The following is a 14,246-nucleotide window of genomic DNA, read 5'->3' as shown; positions in this document are numbered from 1 at the left end:
GTCAGTGCTCCTTCATCAGCTCGGCGTACGGGCCTCCGGCGGCGGCGAGGTCCTCGTGCCGTCCGCGTTCGACGACCGTGCCGCGGTTCAGGACGAGGATCTCGTCGCTGTCCCGTACGGTGCTGAGCCGGTGGGCGATCACCACACACGCACAGCCGCGGCGGCGCAGGTTGTCCATGACGATCTGCTCGGTCCGCGCGTCCAGGGCGCTGGTGACCTCGTCCAGCACCAGCACACTGGGGCGGCGCACCAGGGCGCGGGCGATCTCCAGCCGCTGCCGCTGGCCGCCGGAGAAGTTGCGGCCGTCCTGCTCCACCCGGCAGTGGATCCCCTCCGGGCGCCGTGCGATCACATCGTCGTAGAGCGCGGCGTCCCGCAGGGCCTCCAGCACCGCGTCGTCCGGGATCGACGGGTCCCACAGCGCCACGTTGTCCCGCACCGTGCCCTCGAACAGGAAGACCTCCTGGTCGACGAAGGAGACCGAGGCGGCCAGCGCACCGCGGGGAATGTCCTCCAGACGCTGTCCGTCGATGCGGATGACCCCTTCCCAGGGGGTGTAGAGGCCGGAGACGAGCCGGGAGACGGTGGACTTGCCGCTGCCGGAGGCACCGACGAGCGCCACCTGCCGGCCGGGGCCGACGGACAGCGAGAAGTCGCGCAGCAGCGGTTCGTCCAGCGGGCTGTAGCCGAAGGTGATGTTCTCCAGTGTCACCTGCCCGGTCAGCCGGCGGGTGTCCTCGCGCGGCTCGTCGCGGGTGTAGAGGGAGTCCACCGGGAAGTTCTCCACGTCCTTGAGCCGGGCCACGTCGGCGGAGAAGTCCTGGATGCGCCCGGCCACCGAGTTGAGCCGGGTGATGGGCGCGGTGAAGCGGGTCACCAGCGCCTGGAAGGCCACCAGCAGACCGATCGAGATATGGCCCTCCACGGCCCGCAGTCCGCCGATCCAGAGGATGAGGGCGCTGTTGAGCGTGGCGAGGGTGGGGGCCACCACGGCCAGTACCGAGCTCGGCACGCCGAGGCGCTGCTGCTCCTCCAGGGTGATGGCGTGCTGACCGGCCCAGCGGCGGAAGTAGCCCGTCTCGCCGCCGGTGGCCTTCACGGTCTCGATGAGCTGGAGTCCGGTGTACGAGGTGGTGGTCAGCCGGGCGGTGTCGGCGCGCAGCTTCTGGGTCCTGGTGGCCCGCAGCCGCACCACCACCCGTATGGCCACCACGTTGAGCATCGCCAACCCGACGCCGATGAGGGTGAGTTGGGGGTCGTAGGTCCACAGCAGCACGGCGTAGAGGACCACGACGATCCCGTCGACGGCCGCGGCGGCCAGATCGCGGGCGAGGGTCTCGGCGACGGTGTCGTTGGAGCGCAACCGCTGGACCAGGTCGGCCGGGCTGCGCTGGGCGAAGAAGGTGACCGGCAGCCGCAGCAGATGCCGCAGGAACCGCGCGCTGCTGAGGGTGGAGGAGATGATGCGCCCGCGCAGCAGATTGGCCTGCTGCACACCGGTCAGCACGGCGGTGAGGACCACCGCCACGCCCATGGACGCGAACAGCGGCTCCAGCGTCGAGTCCTGACCGCCGATCAGGAAGGTGTCGATGAAGGTGCGGCTGAGCGCCGGGACCGCGGCCCCCACCGCCACCAGCAGCAGGCTGGCCAGCAGCGAGGCCAGCAGGGTGCCCGTGGTGCCGCGCATGCGCGGGGGCAGGGCGCCCAGCACCCCGGGGCGGCGCCCGCCCCGGCGGAAGGAGTCCTCGGGTTCGAGGACCAGGACCACACCGGTGAAGCTGGTGTCGAACTCCTCGACGGGGATGAAGCGGCGTCCCTTGTCGGGGTCGTTGATGTGGACGCCGCGCTTGCCGAACCGCCGCCCCATGCCGTCGAAGACGACGTAGTGGTTGAACTCCCAGAACAGGATCGCCGGGGCCTGGACCTCCGCGAGGGCCTCGGGCTCCATCTGCATGCCCTTGGCCCGCAGACCGTAGCTCCGGGCGGCCTTGAGCAGATTACTGGCGCGCGAGCCGTCCCGGGAGACCCCGCAGGCGATCCGCAGCTCCTCCAGCGGCACATGGCGGCCGTAGTGGCCGAGCACCATGGCCAGCGACGCCGCACCGCACTCCAGGGCCTCCATCTGGAGCACGGTGGGGGTGCGTACGGTACGGCGCCGTGGTTTCCTCGGCCCGGTTCCGCCGCGTGGCGCGCGCCGCCGTCCACGGGCCGGCTGGGGGCGGCGCGCCCCGCTGCTTCCGGCGGGTGCCGGCCGGGGCGGTCCGCTCTCGTTCGTCGCGGTCACGGGAGCAGCCAATCGATGGGGTGGTGGGCGGCCAGGTGGACGGTGCCGCTGGTCAGGGTCATGGAGCCGAGGGCGAACGGCGGGCCGTCGGGGGACGACCAGCGGTAGCCCGAGCGGGTGGCGGAGCTGCGGTCGAGGCGCACCTGGACGGCGACCGGCGGGCCGTGTTTGGAGAACTCCTCGCCGAGTTGCTCACTGCCGAGGTAGGAGCCGATCTGCTGCCTCGACTGGGCGGTCCGGCCCACGGCCCGCACCTCACCGCGGAGCACACCGTAGGTCTGTGTCGGCGCGGACTGCACACTGAGGTCGACCGACGCGCCGACCCGTACCGAGGCCGCCCGGTCCGCGGCTACGAACAGGGTCGCCACCAGCGGGTCGTCAAAGTGGCGGACCCGCTCCACGGAGGCCACGTCGGCGCCGGTGTTCAGCACGGCGCCGATCGAGGCGGAGAGGGTGGTCAGCCGGCCCGCGGCGATGGTGCGCACGACCGTGGTGCCACTGGCGGTGCGGACCTTCAGCAGCGGCGCGCCCGCCGGGAGGGTGCTGCCCTCCTGCGCGAGGACGGAGGTCACCTGGCCCGCGATCGGGCTCTGGAGCACATAGCTGCCCTGTCCGTGGGTGAGGATCCCGGTGGCCTCGAGGGTGTTGGACACGGTGCCCGTGACGGCCCATACGGCGGACCCGGCCATGACCGCCATCGTGACCGCGAGTGCCAGCCATCCCTGGGGGCGGGCGTAGCGCACCGGCAGGTCGATGTCCTCTGCCGACTGGAGCTTGGAGAGGGCCTGCTGGCGGAACTGCACGAGAGTCTTTCCTCAACCGCGAGGGGGCGTTCGGACGGGGCCGTGGACCGCCGAGTGCCCCGGACCAGGCAGGCCCGGGGCACAGGGAAGGCGGTGTGTCAGCCTCAGAGGCTGCCGACAACCCCACCGACGATGCCGGTGGTGTTCAGGCCGGTGAGACCGTCAACCGTGCCGGTCACGGTGCCGACGGCGCCGGTCACCGGGCCGGTGATGGTGTCGACGGTGCCGAGGACGTCGCCCACGGGGTTGCCGATCCCGCCGGCCACGTTGTCCAGTTCGGCGTCGGAGATCTCCTGGGTCGCGACCTTGGGCGCGTTGTTCATTGTTGCGTCTCCCTTGGGTGACTGTCTCGTTGAGCTTGCAACAGCGCACGGGGGCCGAAGGGGAATCGGCTCCCACGGCATGGCCACGAGGTTCCGGGAGGACCCGGATCCGTGGATACCTGAGCGTGGAAAGGGATGTAACCACGGGGCTCGCCACGCTGCGAATCAGCCAAGCCCCGGAGCCGGGCATTCCGCCACTTTCCGATCACACCACGAACACACCCGTGCACCTCATCGGCGCCGTTCCATCACAGAAAGGTCACCGAACTCCGCTGGCATCGCACCCCTGGAGCGAGGTGACGCGCGTCATTTCCAGCCATGTCGCCATGGCCGGGGCCGAGGTGGCGCATGAGCCGGGGGGAGCACATGGCATCTGTGTAACAGGTGTGCCGATCGCTTGAAGACCGGGCGAACAACCCCGCATGCGAGGACGAACGCCGCAGGAAAGACGACATGTGCGACTTCAGAGCGCCCGGCCCTGCTCCGGCACCACCTCGCTGTCCGGCGCCGGTCCGGGCGCGGTGCCGTCGCCGAACGGGCGCCCGCCCAGCTCCTCACGGTGATGCGGTGTCAGCCACCCGGAGAGGTCGGGGCCGAGCGGGACGATGCGCCGGGGATTGATATTGGTGTGCACCTGGTAGTAATGGCGCTTGATGTGGTCGAAATCGACCGTGTCCCCAAAGCCCGGTGTCTGGAAAAGGTCACGGACATAGCCCCATAGCACCCGATTCTCACTGAGCTTGTTGCGATTGCACTTGAAGTGGCCGTGATAGACGGCGTCGAAGCGGACCAGCGTGGTGAACAGCCGGATATCGGCCTCGGTGATGGTGTCGCCGACCAGATAGCGCCGCGTGGACAGCCGCTCGGACAGCTCGTCGAGGCGGGCGAAGAGACGTCGGTACGCCTCCTCGTAGGTGCCCTGGTGCTCGGCGAAGCCCGCCCGGTACACACCGTTGTTCACATCGCGGTAGACCCCCTCCGCCACTTCGTCGATCTCGTCGCGAAGCTCCTCGGGGTAGAGATCCGGGGCGCCCTCGCGATGGAGGGCGGTCCACTCGGTGGCGAGGTCCAGGGTGATCCGGTGGTAGTCGTTGGTGACCAGCGCGCCACTGGGGACGTCCACGACCGCGGGCACGCTCACCCCGCCCGGATATCCCGTCTCACGGGCGTCGTACGCCTCGCTGAGGAACGCGATGCCCAGCACCGGGTCCCGGCCCCCCGGGTCCAGGGTGAAGCGCCAGCTGCGCTCGTCCTGGATGGGGTCGGTGATGGCCACCGGGAGGGCGGACTCCAGGCCGAGCAGCCGCCGTGAGACCAGCGCGCGGCTCGCCCAGGGGCAGGCCCGGCTGACCACCAGCCGATAGCGCCCGGCCTCCACCGGCCAGCCGTCCCGGCCGTCGGCGGTGATCCGGTCGGCGAAGTGCGGCGCGGATCGGCGGAACTCCTCGCGCTCGCGGGGTGTCTCCTGGTCAGCGGTGTTCAACGGGACCACCTACCACCTTCCGAAGCGGGAACCGTCATGGACGGTCCGGGTCACGGGTCGGCCTCCGAGGCTTCGAGGCTCCCGTGCCACGGAGGACACCTACCCGGTTCCACATCTCGGGAAGGGGTATTCCTCACGGATCGGACAGAGTGGTGGCGATACGGCGGCGCGCCGGCGACGGTCCGCGCCCACCGCGGGAACGAAGCCCTCGGAGCTGTGAGCACCTTACGGCGCCGGACTGCATCACTCCCCACGTGGTGATACAGGCCGGCGTCTCGCGGAGGCGGGGCTTCGTTTCCCGCGCTGTGCGGCAGAAGTGACGCTAAAGCGGATCACCGGGGCGGGCAACGGTGCACGGTGCGCATCGCGTGCCCGCGACATGTGCACGGTGCGCAGTCAGCCCGTCGGGTGGAGCCCGGTGATGTGCAGTGCGTGCACCAGGTCGTGGATCCCCGAGCCGGTGGTGAGCAGATCGCGGCTGAGCAGGTGTTCGGCGGCCCGCAGGTGGGCCCTGACGGTGTTCCGGCTGAGACCGAGGTGGCGGGCGGTCCGCTGGGCGTCGGTGTTCGCGTCGATCCAGGCGCGCAGAGTGGTGTGCAGATCACGGCCACGGGTGTCCTGGAGCGGGCGGAGGAACTCCCGCGCCCAGGCGTGGGCGGGCTCGGTGCGGAGCAGCTCGTCCAGGGTGGGCACCGGCCGCCCGCGCTCGGCGCCGAAGCCACCGTCCAGCGGCCCTCCGGCCAGGCCGAAGGCCAGGTCGAGGGCTGCCCGGGTGCGTACGTCGCCCAGGTCGAGACCGAGGGTGGTCTCCACCCGGTTGAGGTGGTGGGAGACGGTGTTGCGGCTGATGTCCAGCAGCCGGGCCACCGCGGACCGGGGGAAGGTGACGGCGAGCCGGGTGATGTCGAGGGTGGCTCTCGGGGTGGATCCCAGCGGCCGCAGCAGGGCGCGGGCCCAGGTGTCCGCCTCCGTACGGGGCAGCAGCGGCACCAGCGGTGTCCGGCCGAGGTAGGCGGCCACCCGCTCGGAGGTATGGCGCGCCGCGGCCAGGGCGTGCAGCGCCTGCCCGTACGCCTCGGCCGTCGCGCCGAGCGGATACGGGCTGCTGATGCCCAGCGCGTAGTGCGAGTTCTCCCGCACCAGGCGGCGCAGCACCGCGCCCTGGCCGTGGGTCGCCCCGGGACCGTCGTCGAAGTCGTCCGGGCCGGAGGGGCCGGCGGGGCCGGAGGGGTCATCAGGGTCGGCGATGTCGGCGGGACCATCCGGGCCGGCGGGGTCGTGGGGCCAGGCGCCGGGCTCGCCCTCGGCCTCCTCGGCGACAAGACAGATGAGGTGCTCCTTGAAGGCCGGGCAGTGCACCATCAGGCCCGTGCCGTGATAGCCCGAGCCGTCCTGGTAGATCTGCGTCAGCCGGTCACGGTCCTCCGTCGGGCAGTGCAGCAGATAGACACGCAGCCGTTCGGCGTCCAGCAGCGCGGGAACGGCGCCGGTGGTCATCCGGCGGGCCAGGGTGAGATCTCCCGCCAGCAGGGCGCTGAAGACGGCGAACCGCAGCTGCCGCGCCTTGTACTGATAGCCGCGGAAGGTGGTGTCCGCGTCCTGCGCCCGGTCCAGGAGCGCGATGAGACTCCCGGCGTGCGAGACCAGCGAGGCCGCCTCGCGGGTGGGCGCCGAGGTCCCGGCCACCACCAGGACGGGGCGCGGCGCGCGCGAGCCGAGCGCCTCCAGACGCACCTGAAGGGCGCCGCTCTCGGTGGCCGCCGCGGCCATCTGCCCACCGGCCAGCCGCGTCAGCGTCGGTTCGAGCGTGGGCAGGATCCGCCGCGGGAAGCGCGCGGTGGCGGCCTCGACCGCGCCCTCGCTCCCGACCAGCGCGACATCGGCGTCGATCTGCCGGCCCAGCCAGTCCAGCACCGCCCGCGGATCCGCCCCGACCCCCCGGCTCATCTGTCGCCGCACCTCGTGCAACAACTCGTCCAGCCGCCCGGTGTGCGCCCGTGCCTCCACAGCAGTGCTCCTCCTCACCCCCCGCGGTGCGCCATGCCGCGCGGACCGATCGGCGGTCCGCGCACCGACGTACTTTATTGACCGGTTCACGGGGCCTCGGCGAGGGGCGCATGGATCACGCCGGTCCCGCGGGGCGGGTCCGCCCGGATCGGGGGGTGTCCGCGCAGGCCAGGTGCCTTTGTGGAGGTCGTGGCGGGGCCTGTGAGGTTGACCTGCCACTTGTAACGGGGAAGCAACGGGGAAAAGGGCGACGACGCCCTGGCGATCAACTGGAAGAGCCCCCTCAGCGGCCGCGCATTCAGGCCACCGACCGGAACAGGCCCTCCAGCGCCATCGCCACCTGGTCGGTCGAGAGCGGATCGTCGACCCCGCCCACCGCGTAGATGCCCCGGTCCAGCTTGATGCCCCGGGTCATCGCGCCGAGCAGCGCGGCCATTTCGGTGCCGCGCAGCGCGGGCTGGTGGCCCGCCCGGTCGAACAGCGCGTCCAGCATGGTGCCGATGCGGCGGCTGAACCACTTCTCGTGTTCCACCAGCGCGGAGGCGGCATCGCAGTCCCGCAGCGCCATCAGCCGGAATTCCAGGTGGATGAAGACCCACCGGGCGTCCAGGTGCTCACCGTTGAAGATCTCGGCGAAGGTCCGGGCGAGCTGGGGAGCCAGGTCCCGTCCGGTGTCCATCTCGGCGATCCGCTCCCCGATGTAGTCGGCGGTGCGGTCGCTGTGCCGCCGGAAGACATCGAGGAAGAGCTTCAGCTTGCTGTCGTAGTTGGAGTAGAAGGCCCCGGTGGTCCTGCCCGCGCACTGGCAGATGTATCCGATCGAGGCCCCGTGGAAGCCGCGTTCGGCGAACGCCCGCTCCGCCCCGACGATCAGCGCTTCCACGGTCTTTGACCGCTGCGGCGGCATCCGTGTGCCCCTCTCCCCCAGTTGTTCGGAAACCTGGCCAGATCCGTACGGTAGCCGATCCGTCCCCCTGTTCAGTAGGGAACCCTATCGGTAGCGTTCCCTATCGAAAGCTGTGCCTGACGGCTCCCGGCCGTTCGCCCCGGGAACTCGAGGACCACGAAGGAGAGCCATCGTGAACGCTCCGCCGCCCACAACCCATGACGACCTCCGGGATCTCCATGACCTTCCGATGTATCCGAAGGAGCGGGACGACTACATCAACCCGGCACAGGCGCTGCTGACGGGGCCGCCGGTGAGCCCGCTGAGGTTCGCCGGCGGCAGCGTCGGCTGGCTGGTGACCGGGTATCACGAGGCGCGGGAGGTGCTGCGGGACCCCCGGTTCAGCGCCGAGCGCTGGCGTGGCGACGACGCGATGCGGCCGGTCCCCGAGTCGGTCCGCAGGGACCGGAGCAGCGGGGCGGGGTCGTTCCTGGCCATGGACGCGCCGCAGCACGGGCACTACCGGGGCCAGCTCACGCGGTACTTCACGGTGCGTCGGATGCGTGAGCTGGAGACCCGCATCGAGGACATCGTGGCCGCCCAGCTGGAGGCGCTGGAGGCGGCGGGCAAACCGGCCGATCTGGTGCGCCACTTCGCCATGCCCATCCCCTCACTGGTGATCTGCGAGATGCTGGGGGTGCCGTACGAGGAGCGGGAGCTCTTCCAGTCCGTCGCCGCGCGGCTGCTCCGCCAGGACCGCACCGACGAGGAATTCGTCGCCGGGAAGATCGAGCTCGACACCTTTCTGCGCACCCTGGTCGAGGCCAAGCGCAAGGATCCGCAGGACGATCTGATCTCCCTGCTGACCGCCGTCGAGGAGCTCGACGACGAGGAGATCGGTGGCATCGCGGGGCTGCTGCTGATCGCCGGTCATGAGACCACCACCAACATGCTCAGCCTCGGCACCTTCGCCCTGCTGCGCCAGCCCGAGCAGCTGGAGCGGCTGCGGGCCGACGAGTCGCTCCTTCCGCAGGCCGTCGAGGAGCTGCTGCGCTACCTCAGCATCGTCAACGCCTTCCCGGTCCGCATCGCGCTGGAGGACGTGGTCGTCGGCGGTGTCACCGTCACGGCGGGCCAGTCGGTGGCCGTCTCGGTCCCGGCGGCGAACCGGGACCCGGCGCTGGTGGACGACCCGGACACGCTCGACGTCGGCCGTCCCCGCAGCAGCCATCTGGCCTTCGGCTACGGCATCCATCAGTGTCTCGGGCAGCATCTGGCCAGGATCGAGCTGGTGTCGGGCTACCGCGGGCTGATCCGCCGGTTCCCGGGGCTGCGGCTCGCCGTGCCCCCGGAGGAGGTCCGGATGCGCAGCGACATGGTCATCTACGGAGCACACGAGCTGCCCGTCACCTGGTGACGCCCCCCCGGGGGCGAGGCCCGGCCTCCGCGCGGCCGAAATCGTCACATGAGCTCCACACACGGGGAGTTCATGTGACGATTCGGTGACCCCGGCCCGTCCGGTCCGGGAGTGTGGAGGGAAAATACACGTGAAGTCAACGAGCTTCAGATCCGCCGTGGGGGCCGTGCTGACGGCGGCCCTGTCCGCCGTGGTGCTGCCCGCCTCCGCCGCGAGCGCGGCGGAGAACCCGGCGGCGGCCGGCACCGTGGACGCCGCGACCGCGCAGTCCTTCGGCCGCCTCGCCGACGCGGTGCTGACCCAGCGCACGGCGGCGCTGCTGGACACCGAGCGGTCGGTGCGGAGCGCGGCCCCGCTCGCCGAGAAGAACGTCCGTCTGTCGGCCGGGCAGACCCGGACCGAGGACACCGCGCTGTCCACGCTGCGCACCCGCAAGGCGCGGCTCGCGGCCCTGGGCGAGGCGTACACCTCCGCCGACACCCGGGTGGCGGTGGACCGGGTACGGGTCGAGGCCGGGCGCGCCACGGTCCAGGCCACCGAGACCACGACGCTGGCGTACAAGAAGATACGCGGCGACGAGCCCGCGACGACCGGCTTCCAGGCGCACCACCGGCTGAGCTTCGCCGCCACGGCGGACGGGAAGTGGCAGCTGACCGGCCTCACCTCGACCGACGACGGCCCGCTGGCGGTCAACGAGCCCAGCACGGCGCGGGTGGCGGCCGGGACGACGGCCCTGCCCGAGGCGACGCCCGCGGCCATCTCGGTGCCGTCCCGGCCCCAGACGAAGCCCGCGGGCAGCTACGACTACACGGCGATGGCCTCGTACGCGGAGAAGTACTGGCAGAACTACAACCCCGCCTACCGGAAGTTCAACGAGGCCGGTGGGGACTGCACCAACTTCGTCAGCCAGGCCCTGAAGGCGGGCGGCTGGGCCAACAAGTCCGGCGACTCCGAGGACTACCGCAGCTGGTGGTACGACACCTCGTACCAGTCGACCTCCTGGGTGGGCGCCAACGAGTGGTCCTGGTTCACGCTGGATGCCAAGCGGGCCACCAACCTGGCGAACGTCTACTACATGGGCGTCGGTGACGTCATGCAGATGGACTTCGACGAGGACGGGTCCAAGGACCACACCATGCTCGTCACCTACCGGAGCTCGAGCGGGGTCCCGTATCTGACCTACCACTCGGTGAACACCTACCGGAAGTCCGTGGCCGGCATCATCGCCTCGTACCCGAACTCGGCCTACTACGCCTACCGCACCTGAGACGTCCGGCGCGCGGCCGGCTCCCCGACCGTGGACCCCGCCGCTCCCGGGCGGGGTCCACCGTGTTCCGCCCCCGGCCAGGGTGCCCCGCCGCTCTCCGATCGGCTCCGCACCCGCCCCGGCCACGCGAGAAGGACCTCCGCGTGGCCGCGCGGCTCGCCGTGCGCCGACCGGCGACACCCCGATCCCGAAACCCGGCGCACACCGGCGAGCGGCCGACCCCGTGATGTGATGTCCGCACGGTGTTCACGCACGGTGTTCACCTCCACGGACCCCGATGCCATGTCAGCACGCCTGCATACACACACGTCTTCGAGCCGCGAGAGATGGAGTGACGCCATGCCGGGCGCCCTGTCACGCCGTTCCGCCCTGTCCTTCCTGGGAGCGATGGCCGCCGCCGGTGGGGGCGGATGGCCGACGGCCGCGGCCGAGCCGGATCCCGCCGCGGGTCCCCGTCCCGCGTCGGGTCCCACCCCCGGTCCCGCCGCCCGGGTGGACACCCTCATCGGACGGATGACGCTCGAGGAGAAGGTTTCGCTGCTGCACGGCGCGAAGGATCCCCTGAGCCTCGGGCAGGCGGGCTACACCCCCGGTGTCCCCCGGCTCGGCATTCCGCCGCTGCGGCTCGCGGACGGGCCCGCCGGTGTACGGGTGGCCCGGCACGCCACCGCGCTGCCCGCGCCGGTCCTGCTGGCCTCCGCCTTCGATCCGGCCCTGGCGCGGGAGTACGGGCGCACCATCGGGCGCGAGGGCCGCGCGCTGGGCCAGGACGTGCTGCTCTCCCCCATGGTGAACCTCATCCGCACCCCGTACGCCGGACGCGACTTCGAGACCTTCGGCGAGGACCCCCTGCTCACCTCCCAGCTGGTGGCCGAGGAGATCCGCGGCATCCAGGCCGAGGGCCTGATCGCCACCGTCAAACACTTCGCCCTGAACAACCAGGAGCATGAGAGGGAGTCGATCGATGTCGTGGTCGACGAGCGGACGCTGCGGGAGATGGAGCTGCCCGGCTTCGAGTCGGCCGTACGGGCGGGCGCGGGGGCCGTCATGGGCGCCTACAACAAGGTCAACGGGGCGTTCGCCTGTGAGAGCGGGCCACTGCTGACCGGGGTGCTGCGCGCGGACTGGGGCTTCGACGGGTGGGTGATGACCGACTGGCACGCCGCCCACAGCACCGCGGCGGCCCTGGGCGCCGGGCTCGACATGGAGATGCCGGACGGCGAGTACTTCGGCGAGGCCCTGCGGAAGGCGGTGGCCGACGGGGCCGTACCGGAGGCCCAGGTGGACCGCGCCGTCGGCCGCGTGCTGACCGTCATGGACCGCTTCGGCCTGCTGGACGGCGATGCCCCGCCCCGGCCCGGCCGGGACCCCGGAGCCGGGGCGCGCACCGCGCTGAAGGTCGCGACGGCGGGCGGTGTCCTGCTGCGCAATGAGCGCGGCACACTTCCGCTGACCGGGCCGGCCGCCCGGTCGATCGCCGTCGTCGGGCCCACCGGTGCCATTCCCTTCGTCAGTGGCGGCGGCAGCGCCCATGTGGTCCCCGACCATGCCGCGAGCCCGCTGGAGACGATCCGCGAACGCGCCGGAGAAGGGGCCCGGGTGGACCACGCCGTGGGCGAGGACGTGTTCGGCAAGACGATCCCCGCCACCGCGCTCTCCCCGGCCACCGGGCTGGAGGAGCGGAAGGTGGCGGCGGGGAAGAGCTGGACGTACGACGGCACCCTCACCGTCGACGAATCCGACGAGTGGACGTTCGTGCTGCACTTCAGCGGTCCGCCCACCGGCCGCCCGAAGGTTCTGCTGGACGACGAGGAGCTGTTCCCGTTCCGGGCCGGCTTGGGCGAGTACTTCACCGGTGGCTTCGTCAGCGCCACTCCGGACGGGCTCGCCGTGCGCCGGACGGCCGTCGCGTTGACGGCCGGAAAACACCGGCTGAAGGTCACCGCCAAGGGCGGCAGCGAGGGGCTGGCCTTCCGGCTGCGCCGTACCACCTCCGCCACCCGTGCCGCCGATGTCGCCGAGGCGGTGCGCGCCGCCCGCGCCGCGCACCGCGTGGTGCTCTTCGCCTACGAGGACGCCACCGAGGGCAGGGACCGGACCACCATCGCCCTCCCCGGCCATCAGAACGCGCTGATCACCGCCGTCACCGAGGCCAACCCGCACACCACCGTCGTCCTCAACACCTCCTCGTGCACCGCGATGCCCTGGCTGGAACGCACCGGCGCCGTCCTCCAGATGTACTACCCCGGCCAGGAGGGCGCCGCCGCCACCACCGCCCTGCTCTTCGGTGACGCCAACCCCAGCGGCCGGCTCACCCAGACCTTCCCCGTCTCCGACGACCGCCATCCGATGGCCGGAGACCCCCGCCGCTACCCCGGGGTGGACGGCCGCGAGGAGTACTCCGAGGGCATCCACGTCGGCTACCGCTGGTATGACGCGGAGGGCGTACGGCCGCTCTTCCCCTTCGGCCACGGCCTGTCGTACACCACCTTCGCCTATGCGGGGCTGCGGCTGCGAAGACACGGAAACGGCCTGGAGGCGGCGTTCACCGTGCGCAACACCGGGCGCCGGGCCGGGGCCGAGGTGGTGCAGGTGTATGTGGGGCCTTCCCCCGATCTGCCGCTGACCCAGGCCGAGCGGGCCCTGGCGGGGTACCGGCGGGTTCATCTGCGACCCGGTGAGGCACGGACGGTGACGGTGCGCATGGCCGCCCGCACGCTGTCCTCCTGGGACACCGAACGCCATCAATGGGTACTCGGCACCGGGCCCCGGACCGTGGAGGTGGGCTCCTCCTCCCGCGATCCATGGCTGCGGGGCCGGGTCGAGGTCCGCCATGGGGGCTAGGCCGCCGCAGCCGAAGTCCCGTGGCCCACGGCCGCCTTCGCATCCGACTACGCTAGTATGGCGCGTGTGCAACTAATGGCGCACGCAAGCATTAAGGCATCGACGAAGGAGCGCCGTGCAGATCGATCTTTCCGGTAGGACCGCCCTGGTCACCGGCTCCACGCAGGGCATCGGATTCGCCATCGCCGCCGGTCTGGCGCGGGCGGGCGCCCGTGTCGCGGTCAACGGGCGCCGGCAGGAGTCCGTCGAGGCCGCCATCGAGAAGCTGGAGGAGGACACGGAGGGCGGCTCGTTCGCCCCCGCCCCCGGTGACATCACCACAGATGACGGCGCCCGCCAGGTCACCGACGCGGTACCGGACACCGATATCCTGGTCAACAACCTCGGCATCTTCGGGGTCACTCCGCCGCTGGAGATCAGCGACGATGAGTGGCGGCGCTATTTCGAGGTGAACGTCCTGGCCTCCGTCCGGATGATCCGGAGCTTCCTGCCCGGGATGAAGGACCGCTCATGGGGCCGGATCATGAATGTGGCCAGTGACTCCGCGGTCGTCATCCCCGCCGAGATGATCCACTACGGGATGTCGAAGACCGCGCTGCTCGCCGTCACCCGCGGCTTCGCCAAGGAGGCCGCCGGCACCGGGGTCACGGTCAACTCGCTGATCGCCGGGCCGACCCACACCGGCGGGGTCGAGGACTTCGTGTACGAACTGGTGGACCCGGAGCTGCCCTGGGACGAGGCGCAGCGGGAGTTCATGGCCAAGTACCGGCCGCAGTCGCTGGTCCAGCGGCTGATCGAGCCCGAGGAGATCGCCAATATGGCGGTCTACCTCAGCTCCCCTTTCGCCACGGCCACCACGGGCGGGGCCGTGCGCGTGGACGGCGGTTACGTCGACTCGATCCTCCCCTGACCCCCGGCGCCGTCGGGCGGTC

General features: G+C 71.4%; 10 protein-coding genes. 4 read left to right on the top strand and 6 right to left on the bottom strand.

The genetic code is table 11. From position 1 onward, the window contains the following. Position 1: 1 nt before the first annotated feature. From NQU54_RS30605 to NQU54_RS30580, 6 genes are all read right to left on the bottom strand, one after another. Positions 2–2,131, bottom strand: coding sequence for an NHLP family bacteriocin export ABC transporter peptidase/permease/ATPase subunit (locus tag NQU54_RS30605; RefSeq protein ID WP_257633873.1), 2,130 nt, complete (start codon positions 2,129–2,131; stop codon positions 2–4). Positions 2,132–2,280: 149 nt separating this feature from the next. After that, positions 2,281–3,087 carry an HlyD family efflux transporter periplasmic adaptor subunit gene (locus tag NQU54_RS30600; RefSeq protein ID WP_257633872.1) on the bottom strand — a complete coding sequence of 269 codons (807 nt, stop codon included), beginning with the start codon at positions 3,085–3,087 and terminating at the stop codon, positions 2,281–2,283. A 104-nt stretch (positions 3,088–3,191) separates the two neighbouring features. Beyond that, positions 3,192–3,410 carry a hypothetical protein gene (locus NQU54_RS30595; RefSeq protein ID WP_069873919.1) on the bottom strand — a complete coding sequence of 73 codons (219 nt, stop codon included), beginning with the start codon at positions 3,408–3,410 and terminating at the stop codon, positions 3,192–3,194. 463 nt (positions 3,411–3,873) lie between these two features. Further along, a complete protein-coding gene (locus NQU54_RS30590; protein ID WP_257633871.1) occupies positions 3,874–4,893 on the bottom strand; it encodes a glutathione S-transferase family protein in 1,020 nt (339 codons plus the stop codon). A gap of 396 nt (positions 4,894–5,289) precedes the next feature. Then, entirely contained in the window at positions 5,290–6,900 is a 1,611-nt protein-coding gene (locus NQU54_RS30585) for a helix-turn-helix domain-containing protein (protein WP_257633870.1), read from the bottom strand. A 298-nt stretch (positions 6,901–7,198) separates the two neighbouring features. After that, positions 7,199–7,807: a TetR/AcrR family transcriptional regulator gene (locus tag NQU54_RS30580; RefSeq protein ID WP_257633869.1), complete on the bottom strand. Its 609-nt coding sequence runs from the start codon at positions 7,805–7,807 to the stop codon at positions 7,199–7,201. Between the two features lie 172 nt (positions 7,808–7,979). Between NQU54_RS30580 and NQU54_RS30575 the strand changes: the two genes are divergently transcribed. From NQU54_RS30575 to NQU54_RS30560, 4 genes are all read left to right on the top strand, one after another. Next, positions 7,980–9,203 (top strand): cytochrome P450, encoded by a 1,224-nt coding sequence (locus tag NQU54_RS30575; protein ID WP_257633868.1) that lies wholly within the window; start codon positions 7,980–7,982, stop codon positions 9,201–9,203. A 130-nt stretch (positions 9,204–9,333) separates the two neighbouring features. Continuing rightward, a complete protein-coding gene (locus NQU54_RS30570; RefSeq protein WP_257633867.1) occupies positions 9,334–10,470 on the top strand; it encodes an amidase domain-containing protein in 1,137 nt (378 codons plus the stop codon). Positions 10,471–10,809: 339 nt separating this feature from the next. After that, entirely contained in the window at positions 10,810–13,314 is a 2,505-nt protein-coding gene (locus NQU54_RS30565; protein ID WP_257633866.1) for a beta-glucosidase, read from the top strand. A gap of 115 nt (positions 13,315–13,429) precedes the next feature. Continuing rightward, positions 13,430–14,224 carry an SDR family NAD(P)-dependent oxidoreductase gene (locus tag NQU54_RS30560; protein WP_257633865.1) on the top strand — a complete coding sequence of 265 codons (795 nt, stop codon included), beginning with the start codon at positions 13,430–13,432 and terminating at the stop codon, positions 14,222–14,224. Positions 14,225–14,246 lie beyond the last annotated feature (22 nt).

This window comes from Streptomyces malaysiensis subsp. samsunensis (assembly GCF_024519315.1).
In the GTDB taxonomy this organism is placed as follows: Bacteria; Actinomycetota; Actinomycetes; order Streptomycetales; family Streptomycetaceae; genus Streptomyces; species Streptomyces malaysiensis.
The sequence above is the reverse complement of the archived record's forward strand: the minus strand, read 5'-3'. Positions and strand labels throughout refer to the sequence as shown.

What these genes read in the sequence shown, in the direction of transcription:
- NQU54_RS30565 (WP_257633866.1), top strand. Translation starts at nt 10,810, where the DNA reads ATGCCGGGCGCCCTGTCACGCCGTTCCGCCCTGTCCTTCCTGGGAGCG.
- NQU54_RS30595 (WP_069873919.1), bottom strand. Translation starts at nt 3,410, where the DNA reads ATGAACAACGCGCCCAAGGTCGCGACCCAGGAGATCTCCGACGCCGAA.
- NQU54_RS30580 (WP_257633869.1), bottom strand. Translation starts at nt 7,807, where the DNA reads ATGCCGCCGCAGCGGTCAAAGACCGTGGAAGCGCTGATCGTCGGGGCG.